General features: G+C 33.7%; 19 protein-coding genes and 1 pseudogene. 19 read left to right on the top strand and 1 reads right to left on the bottom strand.

Annotated features, from left to right (window positions below):
* The first annotated feature begins 90 nt into the window (after window positions 1-90).
* The 5 genes from ACSG5Z_RS02055 (at window position 91) to ACSG5Z_RS02075 (ending at window position 4737) form a co-directional block, all read left to right on the top strand.
* Window positions 91-1308, top strand: coding sequence for a substrate-binding domain-containing protein (locus ACSG5Z_RS02055; RefSeq protein WP_435710574.1), 1218 nt, complete (start codon window positions 91-93; stop codon window positions 1306-1308).
* Window positions 1309-1399: 91 nt separating this feature from the next.
* Window positions 1400-2173 (top strand): ABC transporter ATP-binding protein, encoded by a 774-nt coding sequence (locus ACSG5Z_RS02060; RefSeq protein WP_435710575.1) that lies wholly within the window; start codon window positions 1400-1402, stop codon window positions 2171-2173.
* Entirely contained in the window at window positions 2151-2852 is a 702-nt protein-coding gene (locus ACSG5Z_RS02065; RefSeq protein ID WP_029439348.1) for a branched-chain amino acid ABC transporter ATP-binding protein, read from the top strand. The genes ACSG5Z_RS02060 and ACSG5Z_RS02065 overlap by 23 nt, the downstream gene beginning before the upstream one ends.
* Before the next feature lie 21 nt (window positions 2853-2873).
* On the top strand, window positions 2874-3734 hold the full coding sequence (locus tag ACSG5Z_RS02070) for a branched-chain amino acid ABC transporter permease (RefSeq protein ID WP_435710576.1): 861 nt from the start codon (window positions 2874-2876) through the stop codon (window positions 3732-3734).
* A 49-nt stretch (window positions 3735-3783) separates the two neighbouring features.
* Window positions 3784-4737: a branched-chain amino acid ABC transporter permease gene (locus tag ACSG5Z_RS02075; RefSeq protein ID WP_046959906.1), complete on the top strand. Its 954-nt coding sequence runs from the start codon at window positions 3784-3786 to the stop codon at window positions 4735-4737.
* A gap of 92 nt (window positions 4738-4829) precedes the next feature.
* On the opposite strand, the gene ACSG5Z_RS02080 is transcribed toward ACSG5Z_RS02075, so the two are convergent.
* A complete protein-coding gene (locus ACSG5Z_RS02080) occupies window positions 4830-5618 on the bottom strand; it encodes a LysR family transcriptional regulator (RefSeq protein WP_435710577.1) in 789 nt (262 codons plus the stop codon).
* Window positions 5619-5738: 120 nt separating this feature from the next.
* Between ACSG5Z_RS02080 and ACSG5Z_RS02085 the strand changes: the two genes are divergently transcribed.
* The 14 genes and pseudogenes from ACSG5Z_RS02085 (at window position 5739) to ACSG5Z_RS02150 (ending at window position 21288) form a co-directional block, all read left to right on the top strand.
* Window positions 5739-6287, top strand: coding sequence for a DUF4865 family protein (locus ACSG5Z_RS02085; RefSeq protein WP_435710578.1), 549 nt, complete (start codon window positions 5739-5741; stop codon window positions 6285-6287).
* 42 nt (window positions 6288-6329) lie between these two features.
* On the top strand, window positions 6330-6737 hold the full coding sequence (locus tag ACSG5Z_RS02090) for a tautomerase family protein (protein ID WP_137014128.1): 408 nt from the start codon (window positions 6330-6332) through the stop codon (window positions 6735-6737).
* A gap of 1 nt (window position 6738) precedes the next feature.
* Window positions 6739-7048 (top strand): annotated as a pseudogene (locus tag ACSG5Z_RS02095) (carboxymuconolactone decarboxylase family protein).
* 153 nt (window positions 7049-7201) lie between these two features.
* Window positions 7202-7645, top strand: a complete 444-nt coding sequence (locus tag ACSG5Z_RS02100) for a MarR family winged helix-turn-helix transcriptional regulator (protein WP_001205523.1) — start codon at window positions 7202-7204, stop codon at window positions 7643-7645.
* A gap of 83 nt (window positions 7646-7728) precedes the next feature.
* Complete coding sequence (locus ACSG5Z_RS02105; RefSeq protein WP_088063059.1) at window positions 7729-8784, top strand: LLM class flavin-dependent oxidoreductase; 1056 nt, start codon at window positions 7729-7731, stop codon at window positions 8782-8784.
* 617 nt (window positions 8785-9401) lie between these two features.
* On the top strand, window positions 9402-10805 hold the full coding sequence (gene cydA / locus ACSG5Z_RS02110; protein ID WP_000448888.1) for a cytochrome ubiquinol oxidase subunit I: 1404 nt from the start codon (window positions 9402-9404) through the stop codon (window positions 10803-10805).
* On the top strand, window positions 10792-11808 hold the full coding sequence (gene cydB / locus ACSG5Z_RS02115) for a cytochrome d ubiquinol oxidase subunit II (RefSeq protein WP_000950075.1): 1017 nt from the start codon (window positions 10792-10794) through the stop codon (window positions 11806-11808). Before cydA ends, cydB begins: the two co-directional genes overlap by 14 nt.
* The gene (gene cydD / locus ACSG5Z_RS02120; protein WP_087982922.1) at window positions 11808-13523 is read left to right on the top strand and encodes a thiol reductant ABC exporter subunit CydD; all 1716 of its coding nucleotides are present in this window, start codon (window positions 11808-11810) and stop codon (window positions 13521-13523) included. Before cydB ends, cydD begins: the two co-directional genes overlap by 1 nt.
* Window positions 13524-13525: 2 nt before the next feature.
* On the top strand, window positions 13526-15250 hold the full coding sequence (gene cydC / locus ACSG5Z_RS02125) for a thiol reductant ABC exporter subunit CydC (RefSeq protein ID WP_435710579.1): 1725 nt from the start codon (window positions 13526-13528) through the stop codon (window positions 15248-15250).
* 162 nt (window positions 15251-15412) lie between these two features.
* On the top strand, window positions 15413-16561 hold the full coding sequence (locus ACSG5Z_RS02130; protein ID WP_435710580.1) for a hypothetical protein: 1149 nt from the start codon (window positions 15413-15415) through the stop codon (window positions 16559-16561).
* Between the two features lie 106 nt (window positions 16562-16667).
* A complete protein-coding gene (locus ACSG5Z_RS02135; RefSeq protein ID WP_435710581.1) occupies window positions 16668-19229 on the top strand; it encodes a glycosyltransferase in 2562 nt (853 codons plus the stop codon).
* A gap of 19 nt (window positions 19230-19248) precedes the next feature.
* Window positions 19249-20379 carry an aminotransferase class I/II-fold pyridoxal phosphate-dependent enzyme gene (locus tag ACSG5Z_RS02140; protein WP_087982915.1) on the top strand — a complete coding sequence of 377 codons (1131 nt, stop codon included), beginning with the start codon at window positions 19249-19251 and terminating at the stop codon, window positions 20377-20379.
* On the top strand, window positions 20372-20938 hold the full coding sequence (locus ACSG5Z_RS02145; RefSeq protein WP_088608624.1) for an acyltransferase: 567 nt from the start codon (window positions 20372-20374) through the stop codon (window positions 20936-20938). Before ACSG5Z_RS02140 ends, ACSG5Z_RS02145 begins: the two co-directional genes overlap by 8 nt.
* Before the next feature lie 128 nt (window positions 20939-21066).
* Complete coding sequence (locus tag ACSG5Z_RS02150; protein ID WP_087982911.1) at window positions 21067-21288, top strand: hypothetical protein; 222 nt, start codon at window positions 21067-21069, stop codon at window positions 21286-21288.
* Window positions 21289-21372: the final 84 nt, after the last annotated feature.

Genomic DNA, 21372 nt, shown 5'->3' on the forward strand with positions numbered 1-21372 from the left:
GTTTGTATGATCAAAGAAAAGTCATAATTACGGATGGGCAACTTTGGCGTGTTTGACTCTATCAGAAAGTAAAGTATGGGGAGGATCACAATGTCGATGAAAAAACGTAAATGGCTAAGAACGGTGGCTACTGGTTGTATTTTAAGTTCGTTATTAATAACGGCAGCTTGTTCAGGAAAGAAAACAAGTACAGAGGATGAAAAGACGATTAAGGTAGGGGTTCTTGCTTCATTAACAGGTCCATTAGAATCATATGGAAAACAAACAGTGAACGGATTTGAATTAGGGTTAGACTATGCAACGGGTGGAACTGGGAAAGTGGAAGGGAAGAAGATTAAGTTTGTTGTAGAAGATACGGAAACAAAAGCAGAGGTGGCGGTTAAAAAAGCTACGAAGTTATTAGAAGAAGAGAAAGTCGATTTTTTAATCGGATCATCTAGTTCAAGTGATACATTAGCGGTATTACCACTAGCTGAAGAATATGAAAAAATAATGGTTGTTGAACCGGCAGTTGCTGATAGTATTACCGGAAAGAACTGGAATAAATATATTTTTAGAACAGGAAGAAGTTCTTCGCAAGATGCGATTGCAGGAGCAGTGGCAATTGCAAAAAAAGATGTAAAGATTGCGACGTTTGCTCCGGATAATGCATTTGGCCGTGAAGGGATTGCAGCTTTTAAAGCTGGAGCGAAGAAATTAGGTGCGAATATTGTAAACGAGCAATATGCTGATACGAATTCGACTGACTTCACTGCAAATATTCAAAATATCATTAGCTCAAAACCAGATTATTTATTTATCGTTTGGGCAGGGGCAAACTCACCTTGGAAACAGTTAAAAGATATGAATGTGGAAGCACAAGGTATTAAAATTTCTACCGGTGCACCAGATATACCGGCATTAAAAACGATGGATGCGTTAGTAGGAATGCAAGGTTTTTCTGTTTATTATCATACACTCCCGAAAAATAAGGTGAATGATTGGTTAGTGGAAGAACATAAAAAACGATTTAATGGTGCGGTGCCAGATTTATTTACAGCAGGTGGAATGTCAGCGGCAATTTCTATTGTAGAAGCTTTAAAGAAAACAAAAGGTGATACAGATGTTGATACGTTGATTAAGAAAATGGAAGGAATGGAATTTGATACACCGAAAGGAAAGATGAAGTTTAGAGAAAAGGATCACCAAGCGATGCAAACACTTTATTCTATCACATTGAAAAAGCAAGATGGTGTTGATTATCCGGTGCCAGTATTAGAGCGAGAATTAACGATGAAAGAGACAGAACCACCAGTTCAAAACAAATAAACTGAATTTTCTGTTGTTTTTTGTATAAAGAGGGGGATGCCCTCTTTATACGTATTTCTTTCATACTTAAAGCTTTAAAGGGAGGGATTTCGTGACACATTTGCTAGAAACGAAAAATCTTAGCGTATCTTTTGGCGAGCATCATGTTATTAAGGATGTGAATTTAACGGTACAAAAAGGAAAACTTATTTCCATTATTGGACCAAATGGTGCAGGAAAGACAACGTTATTTAATTTACTAAGTGGACAAATTTCTCCAACAAAGGGTGAAGTATATTTTAAAGGACGAGAGATTACAAAATTATCAATTTCGGATCGAACTCGATTAGGAATCGGCCGTTCTTTTCAGCTTACAAATATATTCCCAGAGTTAACGGTACTTGAAAATGTTCGTTTAAGTGTTCAATCATTTGTTCAAGATTACTATAGTTTTTTTCCGAGTTCGGCAAAATTTAAGCAACAAGTGGGAGAGGCGAGACGTTTCTTAAAAACAGTCTTACTTCACGAGAAAGAACATGTATTAGCGAAAGATTTAGGACATGGGGAAAAACGAAAGTTAGAGCTTGCGATGTTACTAGCTTTAAAAACGGATGTATTACTACTTGATGAGCCGACGGCAGGTATATCAGTTGAGGAAGTACCGGCTATTTTACAAGTGATTGAAAATATTAAAAAACATCCAGAGAGTACAATTGTACTAATTGAACACAAAATGGATATGGTACTAGGTTTATCAGACCATCTTATCGTTTTATTCCATGGAGAGTTATTAGCTGAAGGTTTGCCCGAAGAAATGATGAAAGATGAGCGTGTACAAAGTGCTTATTTAGGGGGATTATATAGTGGCACTATTACAAGTGAATAATATAGAGACGTATTTAGATCAGTTTCATATTTTACAAGGGGTATCTCTTGCTGTTGAGAAAGGAACGATTACTGTACTGTTTGGAAGAAATGGGGCAGGGAAGACGACGACATTACGTTCGGTTATGGGATTTCACCATATCGCACATGGTGAAATTTATTATGATCGTACACAAGTAAATGGATTATCTACACATTTAATTTCAAGGAAAGGAATAGGTTATGTACCAGAAAATCAAGGTATTTTTCACGATCTGACAGTAGAAGAAACATTCGCTCTTGCTAGGGGTAAGGGAGAAGAAGCGGAAGAGAAAATTGAGTGGATGCTTGAACTATTTCCAGATTTAAAGCAGTTTTGGCACAAAAAAAGTGGACTCTTAAGCGGAGGACAAAAACAAATGCTAGCAATTTCAAGAGCATTTATTAATAGTGATGGTTTATTACTTATTGATGAGCCGAGTAAAGGCTTGTCCCCTATTATGATAGAAAAATTAATGATAGCCATTTTGAAAATGAAGGAGAAAACAACAGTTTTACTCGTTGAACAAAACTTTATGATGGCTAGTCAAATTGGTGATTACTTTTATATTATGGATAACGGAAGAATTGTTCATAACGGTTTTATGCATGAATTAAAAGAGGATAAGGAAATGTGTCACAAATATTTAGGAATCTCTTAACATGAATCCGAGGTGAGAAGGATGGATGTGTTAATCAATTTATTTGTAAATGGGATTTCAACAGGGATGCTCATTTTTTTATTAGCATCAGGACTTTCACTTATTTTCGGTTTAATGAGCGTTCTAAACTTCGCACATGGTGGTTTATTTGCCTGGGGAGCGTTTACAGGTGTTTGGTTATTTAATATGACAGGTAGTTATGTATTAGCGTTAATTGGAGCAATTGCTATGGGGATGTTTCTTGGATTCATTTTAGAAAGATTTCTTATTAGACCGGTATATAGAAATCATGTTCGCCAGCTTCTTGTGACGCTTGGAGGAATGCTTGTACTTAGTGAATGTATTAAAGTATTTTGGGGGCCAAATCCAATTGGTGCTAAATTACCGTTATGGTTACAAGGTAGTTATACATTTGAAGGCGTTATATTAATTAAATATCGTCTATTCGTAATTTTAATTGGGATCATCATTTATATTTCCTTACTATTATTGCTCAAAAAAACAAAGATAGGTCTAATGATACGCGCTGGTGTAATAGATAAAGAGATGGTTCAAGCGCTCGGTATTAACGTAAAAGCAATATTTTCTTTCGTCTTTTTATTAGGAGCAGGGATGGCAGCGTTGGGAGGCTTCTTATTAGCACCGTATTCAGGAGTTATTTTCGCCGAGATGGGTATGCAGTATGCGATTTTAGCTTTCATAGTAGTAATCATTGGAGGATTAGGAAGCGTACAAGGTTCAGCAATCGCATCTTTAATTGTCGGATTAGCGGGTGCCTTTACAGCGTACTTTATACCGGATTTATCACTTGCAATCAATATGTTAATGTTACTATTTTTCTTAATAGTGAAGCCAAATGGACTTGTTAGTGAAAAGGGGTGAAATGGTGAACAGCACATCAAATCGAATTAAAGTATACTTCGGAGTATTTATGCTCATTTGTTTAAGTGTATTTCCATTCGTAAATGATTCACGGAGCTTGTTAATTTTGTTCACTCAAATCTTCATCTTTGCTATTTTTGCAATGAGTTTTGATGTATTGCTTGGGTATACAGGAATTGTATCGTTCGGCCATTGTATGTTCTTTGGAATAGGAGCGTATGGGGTAGCGCTTTTATTTGATCGGCAAGGAGTATCCATAACGAACTTTTTAATCGGGATAGTAGCTGCAATTATCATTTCAGTAATTGTTAGTTATATAATCGGTTTGCTTTCATTACGGCTGAAAAGTCATTTTTATGCAATGTTAACACTTGCTATTTCACAGTTGTTTTTCGTACTTGCTGAAAAATGGCGTGGACTTACTCATGGAGGAGACGGTTTTACATTTGGTGTACCAGACTTATTCCGTGATCGTTTTACGTTTTATTATGTAACACTTATATGTTTAATTGTCATTTTTATTCTGTTACGTCTTTTTACAAAATCTTCTATTGGAAAAGTATTAAAGGCAATTTCACAAAATGAGCAACGTGTGGAAGCATTAGGATATAAAGTTCTTCATTATAAAATTATTGCTAGTATTGTTGCAGGAGTAGTTGCGACAATTAGCGGTGGTTTATTTGTTATCACACTACGCTTTGTTAATACGACTGTATTTTCAATTGAAATGACATTAAATGCATTATTGATGACAATGATTGGAGGCGTTGGAACGTTAATTGGAGCAATTGCTGGAGCTGGAATTATTGAATCACTGAAATATTATTTATCAGAACTAGCCACAGCGTATCCGATTTTTGAAAGATGGACAATTATTCTTGGTTTATTGTACATTATCGTCTTGCTAGTTTTTCCGAAAGGATTAGTTGGCACGATTAAGAGACTCAAGAATGTGAAACAGAGTAAGAAGGAGAAAAGTGCAGAAGTGGAGCAAAATGTGTGAAAAATCAATTGTATAGAATATGAAAATCCCTCTTTTAAATTCGTAAAGGAGGGATTTTTATTGGTGTATGTAATTAGTTTATAGCTATTCTATTAATCAAATAGTTCATCAGGGATTTGTTTTAAAGAGTTTTCATTTGTAAAAAAATGAACAGCTAATTTCTCAATTGGAACATTTTCAATTGGTACCAATGTATCATTTCTAATCGGCAAAAAGGCTATTCCTTTTCCGTCCTGAATAAACTCTTCCATAAGCGAATAAGAATCTAATTGTTGAAGTTGACGCTGAGATAAATGATTTTCTTTTAGAAATTGTATCGTCTTATTCCTAAAAGGGCACTTTTTGTCATTACTAACGAAGAAGAGTTCCTGCGAATAGTCAATGGTACGTGTTTCTTTCGTTTTTAATAAGCCTATAGAAATTGAAGTAGTAAATACTTTTTTAAAAGCTGCGTCGGGATCATCCTCATAAGTGATGACCATATCAACTTTTTGTTGTTGCAGTAATTTTTGTAAATGACTACTATTTTCTACATATATTTGATAATTCCTGAAATTTTCTTTAATACGCTTACTTACATAATTAGTCAAAATAGATTGTGACGTCGCAATTATATAAGAAGAACCACTCATTTTAATTTTATCTTTCGCTTCTTCTACTAAAGTTAATATTTGATTCGTGTAGTCTAATAAAATGTCACCAGAAGGTAACAAGGAAACGCCTTTGTTATCTCTATGTAGTAAAGGAGTTTCTAATTCTTGTTCTAATTTTTTGATTCGCTCAGTTACGTTTGGCTGAACATATCCTAACTCTTTAGCAGCTTTACTAATAGAACCTTCACTAGCTACAGTTTTGAATATAATAAGATCATTTATTTCCATTTATCACAGCCCCTTATACGGTATCATTATAAATGATAACAAACATAATTTATACCTATTTTACGTTAGTCAATCACCGGTTTATCATTATGTATATAAGATAGAAAGTGAGTGATAAACATGATTGGAATGCAATATAAGGTTATTTTGCCAAAGGATTATGACATGGAGATTATTAAAAAAAGGGTAAAGGATAATGGATATAAAACTGATGGTTTTCAAGAATTGAATTTCAAAGCATATTTAATTACTGAGGCAGGTAAGGATGGGAATTTCTATAACTGTTATGCACCGTTATATATTTGGAATGGTCATGAAGGAATGAACAAATTTATCTTTGAAGGGTATTACGATAATATTTTACAATCTTTTGGGTGGCAACAAATAAATATAGGTGTTCCATTAGTTGTTAATCTAAGTGATGACTTTAAGAAAAGTAAATATGTTGTTGAACAGGTAGGGAGTATTTCTCAAAGTAATTCACTGAGGGAGACTCAATTAAAAACTATGAATGAAAATATACAAAATATAGAAAAGTGTTTAGGAAATGTAATAGTTTATAATCCAGATAAATGGGGATATAGTCAATTCAGATTTTACAATGAAAAGCCTGATATGGTAACGAATAAAGATGTTACAGTATATGAGATTTTACACATTTCACGATGAAAATTTGTTGAATGTTAAATTAAGGAAAAGGAATGAAAATGTATGCCTTTTGTGAACGTTTATTATCATGAAAATAAATTAAATAAAGAAGAGTTGAAAAAGATAGGTGAATGTATTCATCTTTCATTAATTGAACATTTTAACATCCCTAAAGATGATTATTTTCAACTGTTTTTATCTTACTCGCAAAATCATTTTTTATATAATCCATATTATTTGTTGGAAGGAGGAGAAAAGAGAACAGAGAATATGATTTATGTTTCTATTACATGCGGACCGGAAAGAACGATAAAACAGAAAAGTGATCTGTATCAGTCGATATCCTCGAAGATTTCTGAATGCTCTAGTATAAAAAGTGCAGATATTTTTATTACGCTAAATGAGACATCTGCTGAAAATTGGTCATTTGGTCAAGGATTGGCACAATTGGTAAAAGTGAAGGGAGAGTGAAATGATGAATGAATCAATTAAATATTGTATTCAAGAGAGAATGAAAGAAATGGCACCTGCATTTGCTCATTATAGTGAAGAGATATTGTTTGAGGAAGTGTGGCGGGATGACACTTTAACATTAAGAGAAAGAAGTTTATGTACAGTGTCGGTATTAATCAGTCTTGGTCATACAGAACAATTACCATTTCATTTGCGACTGGCCAGGAGAAAATGAAATGATCGCATTAATAACACATATGGCTTTTTATGTTGGTTGGCCCAAAGCGGTAGCTGCTTTAAATATAGCAATGAATGAAATGGAAGGTTAAGAATAACGATAAGAAAGAATTCATTTAAATATGAATTCTTTCTTATCGTTATTTATGCAATACTCTAATGAGATATTTTTCACTTTTTCTCTTGCTTTTTTATCACTTGCGTAGTAAAGTGATAGTAAGATTCACGATAGGAAGTGATCAAATATGCGTGATAATACGATAGGGTCATTAATATGGTTACGTTTAATACGATTTACGAACCAAAGTAATCAGATGTCAAATGAGTTTTTAAAACGGTTTGATTTAACGACAGCTCAATTTGATGTGCTTTTGCAAATACGTACGTATCAGCCACTCACACAAATGGAGTTAGCTGAAAAGGTAACTGTTACACAAGGCGGTATTTCTCGAATGTTAACTCGTCTTGAAAAAGAAGGATATATTGTACGAAAACAAGATTGGAAAACGAAAACAATTAGTCTTACAGAGCAAGGGGAAGCAGCTTTAGAGCGAGCATTGCCAGAGCAACTTGCATTTCAATCATCGTTTTTTGATGATGTATTAAATGAAGAAGAGCAGAAAATATTATACGAGCTGATGACGAAAGTTCATAAGCATAGTGAAAAAAAAGAATTGCCGCAAGAGTAATTTTTTTTACACTATCAATTGACTAATCAAGTGATGGGTGATTGAAGAAAATGAATACGACTGAATTAAAGGAGAGAGCAACTATGGAAAAATACCGTATGGATACAAGTAAAGGAATAGAGTTTGGATTATATTCAATTGGGGATCATGTTTTAAATCCACATAACGGAGAGAAAATTAGTGCAGAACAAAGAATTCATGAATTAATTGAAACAGCAAAGTTAGCGGATGAATCTGGACTTGATGTATTTGCTGTCGGTGAAAGTCATCAAACGCATTTTACAACGCAAGCTCATACAGTTATTTTAGGAGCTATTGCACAAGCTACGAAAAATATAAAAATTGCAAGTTCAGCAACGATAATAAGTACATCTGATCCGGTACGAGTGTATGAGGATTTTGCTACAATTGACTTAATTTCTAATGGACGTGCAGAAATCGTGGCTGGTCGTGGATCTCGTATTGGGGGATATAGTTTGCTTGGTTATGACGTGAATGATTATGAAGAATTATTCGAAGAGAAGATGGATCTTTTATTAAAAATTAATAAAGAGGAACATGTAACATGGAACGGACAGTTCAGAGCGCCGCTTGCACATGCATCGGTTATTCCGAGAGCGAAAAATAATAACTTACCAATTTGGCGTGCAGTTGGTGGCCCGCCAGCTAGTGCGATTAAAGCAGGACGTGCGGGTGTGCCAATGATGATAACAACACTAGGTGGTCCAGCTATAAACTTTAAAGGATCAGTAGATGCTTACCGTGAGGCTGCTGAGCAAAGTGGATTTAATCCAGCAAATTTACCAGTTGCAACAACGAGTTTATTTTATACAGCAAAAAATTCACAAGATGCACTTAGTGAATACTATCCTCATATTAATGCTGGTATGCTTACACTGCGCGGTGGTGGGTATCCGAAGCAGCAATTTACAAATGCAGTAGATTACCGTGACGCATTAATGGTTGGTAGCCCGCAACAAATTATTGAAAAAATGCTTTACCAATATGAATTGTTTGGACAACAACGTTTTATGGCACAAATTGATTTTGGTGGTGTGCCACTTAATAAAATTGAGAAAAATATCGAATTAATTGCTACTGAAATTTTACCGGCTGTTAGAAAACATACAGCAAAATAATTTGAAAAATACCGAGAGTCTAATCGATTCTCGGTATTTTTTTATGTATTAATTTTGTTTGAAAAAATGACAAGAAAATGAATTTTTAGTCTAGAAAGAGGGCGGGTATTTTCTATTTTTGAATAACATTATTTTGTGTTTGAATTTTAGAGATGCATTTTTCTCTTGACAAAAAAATAACTGATTTCCTCATTGGTAAAGAGGACATTTTTTCATAAAAAAGTCAAGTGTATCTAGAGGGGAATGATTGTTTTATTGATACGAAAGTAAGTCTTATATTTGAAAAATACATTTTAGTAATGAAAAAAATCTAATTCAAAAAAATGACAAAAGACATATTTCAGACAAAATGATGTCAATAATACGTCAAAAATCAGCTGAATTTACTATGCAGGTATATTATACAATTCGATTAACGGATAAAACACTACTGAAATAGTGAAAAGGTAAATTTTATGAGAAAGTTCTTTTGTAATTATCTTGAAAACTGAAAATTTATATTTTCTAAAAGTACATAAACAAATTTATCTTTCTATATTTCTAAGATTTGAGTTGTTTTATTCATACAACTCAATTGAAATTACGATATAAAAAATTATGAAGGAAGTGATTGTAGTATGGAAACGCTCGAATTGGCACGAATACAATTCGCATCAACAACGATTTTCCATTACTTTTTTGTTCCGCTGTCTATTGGTTTAGCTTTTATCATTGCGTTAATGCAAACGTTATACGTGGTAAAGGGACAAGAAATTTATAAGAAGATGACGAAGTTTTGGACACAAATATTCCTAGTTAACTTTGCGGTAGGTGTAGTAACTGGTATTTTACAAGAATTCCAGTTTGGCATGAACTGGTCAACATATTCACGTTTCGTAGGTGATGTGTTTGGTCCATCACTTGCAATTGAAGGCTTATTAGCATTTTTCATAGAGTCTACATTCCTAGGTTTATGGGTATTCGGTGAGGACAAATTACCGAAGCGAATTCACTTGTTATGTATTTGGCTCCTTTCAATTGGAACAATGTTATCAGCATTTTGGATTTTAACTGCAAGTGCATTTATGCAATCGCCAGTAGGATATGAAATGGCAGCAGATGGACGTGCACAGATGAATGATTTCTTAGCGATTATTCAAAACCCACAATTATGGGTACAATTCCCGCATACAATTACAGCTGCGATTGCAACTGGTGCATTCTTTATTGCAGGTGTGAGTGCATGGAAAATAACGAAAGCTCAAGAAACTGAAGTGTTTAAAAAATCGTTCCGCATTTCTATCATTGTTGGAACACTTACAACGGCGTTAGTATTATTCTTTGGTCATGCGCAAGCACAACAATTAATTAAGACGCATCCAATGAAAATGGCAGCAGCTGAAGCGTTATGGAATACGAGTGAGGATCCAGCGCCATTTACAGTATTTGCGAAAATTGATGCAGAGAAGCAAGAAAATTCGTTTGAAATTCAAATCCCTTATATGCTAAGTCTATTATCATTTGATAAATTTAGTGGTCAAGTAGAAGGGATGAATCAAATTCAAAAACAATATGAAGAAAAATATGGGCCTGGAGATTATATACCGCCAGTACACACTATGTTCTGGAGTTTTAGAGCGATGGTAATGAGTGGAACATTTATGCTTCTTCTAGGAGCATACGGATGGTTCTTATCAAGAAAAGATCGTTTAGCTGAAAAAACTTGGTATTTAAAATTAATGGTGTATGCAATTGCACTACCGTTTATCGGTAATACAGTAGGATGGATTATGACTGAAATGGGACGTCAGCCTTGGGTAGTTTTCGGTGTTATGAAAACGGAAGATGCTGTATCTCCAAATGTTACGTTCGGAGAAGTATTATTCTCTTTAGTTTCATTCACATCACTATATTTAATTATAGGTGGAATCACTATTTACTTATTCGTTCGTATTATTAAAGGACATGAGAATAAGAAAGCGAAACAGGATTCTCAAAGCCATGATCCATTTGATAAGGAGGAAGAGTATGTTATCTCTTAATGAGTTGTGGTTTATCATTATTGCAGTTTTATTCGTAGGCTTCTTTGTACTTGAAGGTTTCGATTTCGGTGTAGGTATAGTTTCAAGGTTTTTAGGGGAAAACGATTTAGAGAAAAGAATTTACTTAAATACAATTGGCCCATTTTGGCACGCGAATGAAGTATGGCTTGTTTGTGCTGGTGGAGCTATGTTCGCGGCATTCCCGCACTGGTATGCAACTTTATTTAGCGGGTTTTACATTCCGTTTGTATTTATGCTTCTTGCTTTAATTATAAGAGGGGTTTCCTTTAAATTCCGTGCGAAAATAGACAATCATAAATGGAAAGGTTTTTGGGATTGGGGTATGTTTTTAGGAAGTTTACTACCGCCTGTTCTTTGGGGAGTTGCAATTGCTAACTTTATGGTAGGTATTCCAATTGATGAAACGAAAAATGCTGTAGGTGGATTCTTACCATTACTTCATCCATTTGCATTACTTGGAGGAGTTATGTTCCTTCTGCTATGTATTGTTCACGGATTGCAATTCCTTACTATACGTACAACTGGTAAGTTAAGAGAACGTGCACGTATTGCTGCGTTGAAAATTGCACCGCTTGCAATTATAGCACTTCTTATTTTTGCCGGTGTAGGGTTATGGAAAACAGATATATTCACTGGTCATGGTACAGAGTGGATTATGGTTCCGATCGGAGCTTTTGTAGCATTATGTGCGTCAACATTATTAAATAAAAGAAGAAGAGATGGTTGGGCTTTCGTTATGACGAGTTTAACAATCATTTTACTAAGTGCGAGTGTGTTTGCCGGCATGTTCCCACGTGTCTTAATTAGCTCGTTAGGGTCAATATACGATTTAACAATTTATAATGCAGCATCGGGAGATTATGCACTAAAACTGATGACGTATTTTTCAATTGCTATATTGCCATTTGTTTTGGGAAGTCAAATATGGAGTTTCTATGTGTTTAGACAACCTGTTAAGTCAGATAAAGATTTGGAGTACTAATGAAAAGAAAAAGAGGACTTCCATCGTATCCTGGTAGCCGAGTTTTATATGTAGTGTTAACAATCATTAGCATTTTAGAAGCTATAAGTATTATTGGGCAAACAGTGTTTTTAGCACGGGCTATTACATTTTTATTTCAAGGAGAAACAGTGCAATCTGTGTTAAATGAAACGGTTTATTTTGGAATCACGTTTGCAGTACGTCATATGCTAGTTCGAATTTCGCAAATATTAGTGGAACGTTTCGCTGAAAAAACAGGATCGCTACTGCGAAAACAATTAATAGAGGCGTATTTTACATTAGGTCCACGATATGTTCAAACTGCTGGAACAGGTCATCTGGTTACCTTATCGATTGAAGGTATTGAGAAATTTAAAACATATATTGAATTAACAATTCCTAAAATGATTAGAAGTAGTATCGTACCGGGACTAATTGTACTATATGTTTTTACGTTAGATATTGAGTCTGGAATCATTTTAGTTGTAACGATTCCTATCGTAATTACATTTATGATCCTACTAGGATTAGCAGCGCAGAAAATGGCGGATAGCCAATATGAAACATATCGAGTACTTTCTAATCATTTTGTAGATACGTTAAAAGGATTAGAAACATTAAAGTATTTAGGTAAAAGTAAGCAGCACGAAGGAAAGATTGAAAAAGTAAGTAAAAGATATAGAAAAGCAACGATGCGTACTTTGCGAGTTGCTTTTCTTTCTTCTTTTGCATTAGATTTCTTTACGAGCTTATCCATTGCATTTGTGGCGGTCGGATTAGGGATACGTTTAATAGATGGGACAATTGTACTATTGCCAGCCCTTACGATTTTAATTTTAGCTCCGGAATATTTTCTGCCAATTAAACAAGTTGGAGCGAATTATCATGCTACGTTAGATGGACAACTTGCAATGGAGCAAATAGAAGAGATTTTACAGCAACAAAAAGAAATAGGAACGAAAGAATCTAATGTAGGTTTAATATGGAATGCCTCTAGTAACTTGAAATTACAAGATGTAAAAGTAAAGAATAATGAATCTGAAAAAGCTATATTAGAGGGAATTGATTTTACTTGGAAAGGCACCGGCGCTATAGGTGTAATTGGTGAAAGTGGGGCAGGGAAATCGACGTTAATTGACGTATTAGCAGGATTTTTAACTCCTTCGGGTGGAAAGCTGATAATAAATGGTGTGAAAATTGACGGGTCTACTCGAGAAGATTGGCAAAAGAATATTGCTTATATTCCGCAGCAACCTTATATTTTCCCGCTTTCATTAAAAGATAACATTTGTTTCTATGAAACAAATACAACTGATGCAGAAGTGGAAAGAGTTATTAATGAAGTTGGTCTTCGTTCACTCGTTACATCGCTTCCGAACGGGATGTATGAAAGAATTGGAGAAGGTGGACGTATGCTTAGTGGCGGGCAAGAACAACGTGTCGCTATGGCGCGTGCACTTTTAAGCAAAAAGCCAATTATTTTATTAGACGAGCCTACAGCACATCTTGATATTGAAACTGAATTTGAAATAAAGCAAGCGATGTTACGTCTGTTTGAAGGTAAGCTAGTATTTCTTGCAACACATCGTCTTCACTGGATGAAACAGATGGATCATATTCTTATTTTAAATAAAGGGGAAATGATAAAAAGCGGCACGTATGAAGAACTTTTAAAGAATGAGGCATTACATTTTCAAAGAAAAGAGAGGGGATAGAGATGAGTAACTGGATTAAACCTTATATACAGCAAAATAAAGGTAGAATGACTGTAACTATTTTCCTTGGTCTTCTTGGAGTTAGTTCAGGTGCGATGTTACTTTTCATTTCAGGTTATTTAATCTCTAAATCTGCTCTTAGACCAGAAAATGTAATGGCTGTATATGTTCCTATTGTTGCAACACGTGCGTTTAGTATAGGACAAGCGGTATTTCATTATTTAGAGCGTTTAGTTGGACACGATGTCGTACTACGCATATTAGAAAAGATGAGAACGAAACTATACAGAATAGTAGAACCGCAGGCGTTATTTTTCCGCTCACGATTTCAAACGGGCGATATGTTAGGTATATTATCCGAAGATATAGAGCATTTGCAAAACCTATATTTACGTACAATATTTCCTAGTCTATTAGCGTTAGTTGTATATAGCATATTCGTACTTGTTATCGGAGCATTTGACGTAGTATTTGCACTTATTGCAGCATGTATGTTGGCTATTATCGTTTTTCTTCTTCCGTTTGTATCATTACTTTTAATGAAGCAACATCATGTTACTTTAAAGCAAGGAAGAAGCCGTTTGTATCAACAACTAACAGACGCTGTTTTTGGGTTATCTGATTGGCAAGCAAGTGGTAGAAAAGATGAATTCATTGATAAGTATGTAGAGCAAAATGCTCAGTTGTTAAAAACGGAAAAAAGAATGAAGCGCTGGAATCATATTCGGGACAGTATCATTCAATTAGTAGTGGGAATCGTAGTTATTTCAATGATTATATGGACTGGAAATGAGGCAGCAAGTGAACAGATTGCACCTACCGTTATTGCGGCTTTCGTCTTAATGACGTTATCTGTGACAAATGCGTTAATTCCACTTTCAGATGCTATCGATCGAATTCCATCATATGTAGAATCTGCTCATCGTCTAAATAAAGTAGAAGCTAATGATGTTTTACAGGATGAAAAGGAATTACATGAGGATAAAGATTATGTTGCATCAAAATATATAGACATTGAATTAAATAATGTATCGTATAGTTACCCAGATAGTAATGAATTTGTATTGAAAGAAGTATCACTGCAAATAAAGGCAGGAAAGAAAATCGCCATTTTAGGAAGAAGTGGAACAGGAAAATCTACTTTGTTAAAATTGTTAGCAGGTGCGCTAAGCCCGTTACATGGTGAAGTTTTATTGAATAGTGAACATGCTCATACGAATCTTTTATCAAAATATATTTCTGTATTGAATCAAAAGCCGCATTTATTCGATACGACAATTGGAAATAATGTGCGAATCGGTAAACCAGAGGCTACGGATGAAGAGATATGGACAGCTTTAGAGAAAGCACAATTAGCTTCGCATATAGCTTCTCTTCCAGATGGATTGCAAACAAAAATGCATGAAATGGGGAAAAGGTTTTCTGGTGGAGAAAGACAACGGGTTGCTTTTGCTAGAACGCTAATGCAAGAGGCTCCAATTATTGTACTTGATGAACCTACGATCGGCTTAGATCCAAAGACAGAACTATCTTTAATAGAAACAATGTTTTCTGCAACAGAAGAAAAGACTGTTATTTGGATTACACACCACCTTGTAGGAATTGAACATGTAGATGAAGTTATATTCCTTGATCGTGGTCAAATTGTGATGCAAGGCAGTCATGAACAACTTCTGAAAGAAAACGAGAAGTATCGAAAGCTTTATGAGTTAGATAAAGGAATATAGTTTGAATAAGTAATAATTGTAAAAATAGCTACGCCAAATGGTGGAGCTATTTTTGTTTTGAAATGAATATTCTATTCTTTTTTAATGTTGGATTGCAGATGTATATGATCATTATGAATGAAAAATGAATTTCATATTATACATATAATGGAGGGGATATACATGAAGGAGCAGTATAAAATTATTGTTTTAAGTGATGAAGTATCAGGGGGAAGGATTCAAAATGCATTAGACAAAAATAAATGTAAAATAATAGTTCATGTTGTAGACGTTTCAACTATTGTTCGTATAGAAAATTCTTTTCAATATATAGTCATTTGGAGAGTGGACGCAGAAAAACTTACAAATGAATTGATAAACAAGGGCGTGCAAAGTAAAAAAATTATTAATTTAACAAAATACATGTATGAATGGAGGAATAAATTAATTTCTATATATCAAATAAATCCGGATCTTATGTTTTTATACATGTCTATGAAAAAAGTAAAGAGTGATCCCACATATGAATTGTTTGCTACCGGTTTGTCTTATCCGCATTGTGGCATACGTACGGAGCTCCTCTCAAAAAAGTCAATAAAATTAACACTTCCATCGCAAGATCTATACTATGATTATTTAATAGCGTCACAACTTCTATCAAACGATCATTCATTTCAATATTGTTTGATAGGAATAGCCTATTTCTCTTTTTACTTTGACATGTCGTTATCATCTGAAGCATATAGAATTCACAAAGTATATTATCCATTGTTTCAAGACGGTCATCATACTGTAGTTCATTCTCCTCTACCCACTGATGGATTCTCACATCTAGATAGTCCGAAACCACTTTTTTCTATTTTTACTTTGCATTTTGAATATATTTTATTAGACGAACAAAAAGATGAATCATTGATACTACCTTGGATAAATGCTGAATGGAATACTACTCCCCTTCATATTCCTTTTGAAGAACATGGGAAAATGAGAGCAGCTTCACATGCTAAATTGTCGTATCCTCATACTTTAGTTGAAAATAAAACGATTTTTAAAACATATTTAGAATTACTGTTAAAAAATGATATAAAGCCACTAATTGTTGTCTTCCCTGTTACTTCACATTATTTCAATTGTAGTAGTAAGAAATTAAAAGAAGATTTTTATAAAGTTATAAATGATTTTCAAGCACAATATTCTTTTCAAATCATAGATCTATTTGATTCACCATTATTTTGTGATGAAGATTTTTATGATAGTGATCATATGAATAAAAAAGGTGCAAATAAAATGTCCGCGTTATTAAATATGTTTATTCAGGAACGAAAAGTATGATATTTCGATTCATATTTGCATAAAAGTATATAGGCTCCATACAGTTAAAGTAATGTGATTTTTGCATCGCGTATACAAATAATATGCGAAGAGGTGAGAGAGTAAAATGAGAACTCGTATTGAAAGAACTGTAGAGGTGGTAGATCAACTTCCGTTGGTAAGTGTGTTAATTCCTACGTATAATCGACCTCGCTACTTTGAAAAGGCATTATGTAGTGTGTTAGAACAAACGTATCCTAATATAGAAATTATAGTTGGAGATGATAGTACGAATGACGAAACAGAAAAGGTGTTACAAAAATACTTATGTAATCATTCAAATATTATTTATATAAAAAACAGGTCAACTCTCGGACAATTTGAAAATGCGCTAATGTTATTTAATGAAACGAACGGTGAGTATGTAAACTTTTTAATGGATGATGATATATTTCACGTGAATAAAATTGAAAAAATGATGAAGTATTTTTTGAATGATCTAGATAATGAAATTAAGCTTGTAACATCTCATCGCCAAGTAATTGATGATAAAGGGCAAGAACTACGACATATTTATTCAACTGTCCGTTTATTTGAAAAGGATACGATTATAGAGGGAACAGAATTAGCAAATAGGGTAATTGTGGATCAAAAAAATTATATCGGAGAACCGACAACAGTTTTATTTCGTAAAAATGATTTACAAGAACCGTATGGGATTTTTGATAAGAGGCGGTATCTATGTAACGTAGATATAGCTTCATGGTTATCTTTATTAAGTAAAGGAAAAGCAGTATATATAGCAGAGACACTTAGTTACTTTCGATTACATCCAGATCAACAGTTAAATGAATCTAATAAAATGATGGATGGGTTAGAAGATTTTTCACATAGTATTATAGCAGGAAAAAAATATGGTTTCTTATCCGACGAAAAAGAATTAGACAAAGCGATAACTAATTTTCTAGATTATGCAAGAAGGATAGTTCCATCATCGATATTGTATACATTAGACTATTATCAAAAAATTAGGAGAAAGAAAATAAACATAGAAAAGAAAAAACAACATATAAATAATAATTCTCCTTTACCAAAAGTAAGTATACTTATTCCCGCGTACAATAGACCTTATTACTTAGAATTAGCGCTCAATAGCGCACTGAATCAAACATATGAAAATATTGAAATTATTATTTCTGACGACAGTACAAATAATGAAGTTAATGCTATGATGCAACCGTATTTACGTGAATATGAGTGTATTACATATGCTAAAAATGAAACTCCGTTAGTTGCTGAAAACTTTAATAAGTGTATAGAACTTGCGAACGGGGATTATATAAACTTTTTATTAGATGATGACTTATTTCATCATGAAAAGATCGAGAGAATGATGAAATACTTTTTGACGTTAGAAAATATTTCATTTGTGACGTCATATCGTGAACTGATTGATGAGAATGGAGAGATATTACCACCCTCAACATTGAATATGAAAATTGCGAAAGAAACTACACTTTTTGAAGGGAAAGAATTAGGAAATTACATATTAAAAAATTTAAAAAATATAGTTGGTGAGCCGACAACTGTTCTGTTTAATCGAGATTTGTTTGAAGGGAAGTTTGGGTATTTTAGAGGAAAGGCTTATTCTTCTATTAATGACATTGCAACTTGGCTAGATATGATGAGGAAAGGAAAAGTAGTTTATATACAAGAACCTCTTAGTTATTTTAGACAACATAGTGGACAAAATCAAAAACAAATACATTTTATTTTAATGACAATTGAAGAGTGGATTGAATTAATTATAGATGCATATAATAGTGGATTTTTAAGTTCTGAGAGAGATTATAAAGAGAGTTTATCTTATTGTTTAGAAAATGCGGGATTTATAGTTAAGGATGCGGTAAGAAATGGGGAACTAGATCAAATTTATAATGAAAAGATAAAAAAAGGGTTAAACAAGCTAGTCGCTCATATGTTTGAGAAAGAATCTTGTTATTGTCAATATTGCAATCAGCAATTTGAAAAATTTTCACCTTGGCCAGCACATTATGATTTTCCGAAATATAAATTTGAGATGTGGAATAAAGATACAGGGATATGCCCAGTTTGTAGTTCAATGGATCGTGAAAGGTTGTATCGTGCGTACATTGAAATGGAAACGGACTTGTTAAGTAGAGAATACACTATGCTTCATATTGCACCTGAAGAGAAGTTAAGAGATTGGTTTAACGAGTATAAAAATATTACGTATGTATGTGGGGATATAGAACCAAAGGATCCATTAATGAAGGAAATTGACGTTACAAGCATTACATATGATAGTAATACTTTTGATGTAATTTTATGTAGCCATGTATTAGAACACGTTCTTGACGATGACAAAGCAATGCGAGAGTTATATAGAGTATTAAAGCCAAATGGATGGGGAATTATTCAAGTACCAATCGTAATGAATGTAGATTCTATTATAGAAAATAAATTAATTGTAACACCACAATTGAGAAAATTAGCTTTTGGTCAAGAAGATCATGTGAGAATTTATAATCAATCGGGATTCATTCAACGATTAATGAATGCAGGGTTTAAGGTGGAATTATATAACGTAGCTGAAAGAAAAGGAATGAAAAGTGCTAGGAAATTTGGATTATCTGAAACAGATACGCTCTATATTGTCCGAAAATGATAGGAAGGAATAGATAGATATGGAGAATATTCCTTTTTTGCGTGCTTCAACTGTACCTGTAATTGAGTATTTGGACGAATTGAAGGAAATTGATACATCTCACATATATACGAATTATGGACCTATAAATCAACGTTTTGAAGAAACAATTATGTCGGAATTTTTTCAGAACAGGGGCGCTGTTACAACAGTGGCAAACGCAACGTTAGGGTTAATGGCCGCTATTCAACTTAAGAAAAGAAGAAAAGGAAAATATGCCCTCATGCCTAGTTTTACATTCCCTGCGACTCCATTAGCGGCTATTTGGTGTGGATTGGAGCCTTATTTTATTGATATTTCAATAGATGATTGGTATATGGATAAAACAGTACTTTGGGATAAGATTGAAGAATTAAAAGAAGAGGTTGCGATTGTTGTCCCGTACGCAACTTTTGGATCATGGATGGACTTAGAAGAATATGAAGAATTAGAGAAAAAGGGTATTCCGGTTGTCGTAGATGCGGCACCGGGATTTGGGTTAATGAATGGAAGTATGCATTACGGTCAGGATTTTAGTGGTATGATCGTATATAGCTTTCATGCAACAAAGCCGTTCGGAATTGGTGAAGGAGGGCTCATATATAGTAAAAAGGAAGAAGATATACAACGTATTAAAAGAATGGGTAATTTCGGATTTGATAAAAATCGTGAATGTACGATGATGGGGTTTAATTGTAAAATGTCTGAATATGCGGCAGCTGTTGGGATTGCGACTATGAAAAAATGGAATCAAAAATTAAAAGAACGCACCCGTATTTCTGAATGGTATAAACAATTGTTACAAAGTAATGGATTAATGAAAAAAGGATGGAAACTCCAAAAGACAGAAGCAGTTATTCAACAATTTATGCCTATTCTTTGTCCGGAAGAAGTTCACAACATACAAGTAATAGAAGAACTGAAAAAACAGAAAATAGAAGCAAGATTATACTTTTCACCATCATGCCACCAACAAGTTCTTTTTAGAACTTATAAGTCTACAGATTTAATAGAAACGAATAAAATAGCCAAACGAATAGTAAGTTTACCTTTATGGGAAGGAATGACGAAAGAAATAGTAGAACAAATTGTAATCTGTTTAGGGCAGAAGGTGGTGTCGGCAGATGAATAGTTTTTATAGTCAAGAAGAGCTAAAGAAAATTGGATTTTTATCTGTTGGGAAAAATGTATTGATTAGTAAAAAAGCAAGTATATATAATCCAGGTGTTATATCAGTTGGTAATAATGTAAGAATTGATGATTTTTGTATTTTAAGTGGTAAAATCACAATTGGAAGTTATTCGCATATATCAGCGTATACAGCGTTATATGGAGGGGAAGTTGGGATTGAAATGTATGACTTTGCAAATATCTCAGCTAAAACAATCGTATATGCAGTACTAGATGATTTCAGTGGAAATACATTAATGGGGCCAACTGTCCCGAATCAATATAGGAATGTGAAAACAGGAAAAGTTATTTTAAAAAAGCATACGATTATTGGTGCTGATTCTATTATTTTTCCAAATGTAACTGTAGGAGAAGGCACAGCAGTTGGTGCGATGAGTATGGTAAAGGAGAGTTTAGATGATTGGTATATTTATGCTGGAGTTCCCGTAAAAAAAATAAAACCTCGTCAAAAAAAGATGCTAGAGTCAGAAAATGATTTTTTAAAAAGCATTAATTCTTAACAAAAAAGAATTAATGCTTTTTATTTTTAAGATACAGCAAAGTTGTATCTTAACTTATTATGTTTTAAATTTAGCTGACAAAGGCAATACTGAGCCATAGTGAATGTAAAGTTGGAGGGCGAGCATATATGTTTGATGAGGATGGGATTGTTTTAATTATGGAACCAGCTGATGAAAGTAACTTGAGGAGGTTTATTTTTTCGGTGCCAAAGTCAGTGTATGAAAAGAAGGGGCTTACATTACACTATGGAACAGCTATAGGACAAGGATATATGGATATAATTGAAGATATTATTAGCGTAAATATAGAAATAGATGCTGTAACGATAATAGGGCATGTAAGAGGGTAAATAGCTATTTGAAAAAGGTTATAAGTAATTTAGCTAGAAGTTATGCATAGAGAAAATTGCAGACAATTATAAAGGCGAAGGGAG

The organism is Bacillus pretiosus (genome assembly GCF_051294775.1).
Classification (GTDB): domain Bacteria; phylum Bacillota; class Bacilli; order Bacillales; family Bacillaceae_G; genus Bacillus_A; species Bacillus_A wiedmannii.

What these genes read in the sequence shown, in the direction of transcription:
- ACSG5Z_RS02055 (WP_435710574.1), top strand. Translation starts at nt 91, where the DNA reads ATGTCGATGAAAAAACGTAAATGGCTAAGAACGGTGGCTACTGGTTGT.
- ACSG5Z_RS02070 (WP_435710576.1), top strand. Translation starts at nt 2,874, where the DNA reads ATGGATGTGTTAATCAATTTATTTGTAAATGGGATTTCAACAGGGATG.
- ACSG5Z_RS02075 (WP_046959906.1), top strand. Translation starts at nt 3,784, where the DNA reads ATGCTCATTTGTTTAAGTGTATTTCCATTCGTAAATGATTCACGGAGC.
- ACSG5Z_RS02080 (WP_435710577.1), bottom strand. Translation starts at nt 5,618, where the DNA reads ATGGAAATAAATGATCTTATTATATTCAAAACTGTAGCTAGTGAAGGT.
- ACSG5Z_RS02085 (WP_435710578.1), top strand. Translation starts at nt 5,739, where the DNA reads ATGATTGGAATGCAATATAAGGTTATTTTGCCAAAGGATTATGACATG.
- ACSG5Z_RS02090 (WP_137014128.1), top strand. Translation starts at nt 6,330, where the DNA reads ATGCCTTTTGTGAACGTTTATTATCATGAAAATAAATTAAATAAAGAA.
- ACSG5Z_RS02100 (WP_001205523.1), top strand. Translation starts at nt 7,202, where the DNA reads ATGCGTGATAATACGATAGGGTCATTAATATGGTTACGTTTAATACGA.
- ACSG5Z_RS02105 (WP_088063059.1), top strand. Translation starts at nt 7,729, where the DNA reads ATGGAAAAATACCGTATGGATACAAGTAAAGGAATAGAGTTTGGATTA.
- cydA (WP_000448888.1), top strand. Translation starts at nt 9,402, where the DNA reads ATGGAAACGCTCGAATTGGCACGAATACAATTCGCATCAACAACGATT.
- cydB (WP_000950075.1), top strand. Translation starts at nt 10,792, where the DNA reads ATGTTATCTCTTAATGAGTTGTGGTTTATCATTATTGCAGTTTTATTC.
- cydD (WP_087982922.1), top strand. Translation starts at nt 11,808, where the DNA reads ATGAAAAGAAAAAGAGGACTTCCATCGTATCCTGGTAGCCGAGTTTTA.
- cydC (WP_435710579.1), top strand. Translation starts at nt 13,526, where the DNA reads ATGAGTAACTGGATTAAACCTTATATACAGCAAAATAAAGGTAGAATG.
- ACSG5Z_RS02130 (WP_435710580.1), top strand. Translation starts at nt 15,413, where the DNA reads ATGAAGGAGCAGTATAAAATTATTGTTTTAAGTGATGAAGTATCAGGG.
- ACSG5Z_RS02135 (WP_435710581.1), top strand. Translation starts at nt 16,668, where the DNA reads ATGAGAACTCGTATTGAAAGAACTGTAGAGGTGGTAGATCAACTTCCG.
- ACSG5Z_RS02140 (WP_087982915.1), top strand. Translation starts at nt 19,249, where the DNA reads ATGGAGAATATTCCTTTTTTGCGTGCTTCAACTGTACCTGTAATTGAG.
- ACSG5Z_RS02145 (WP_088608624.1), top strand. Translation starts at nt 20,372, where the DNA reads ATGAATAGTTTTTATAGTCAAGAAGAGCTAAAGAAAATTGGATTTTTA.
- ACSG5Z_RS02150 (WP_087982911.1), top strand. Translation starts at nt 21,067, where the DNA reads ATGTTTGATGAGGATGGGATTGTTTTAATTATGGAACCAGCTGATGAA.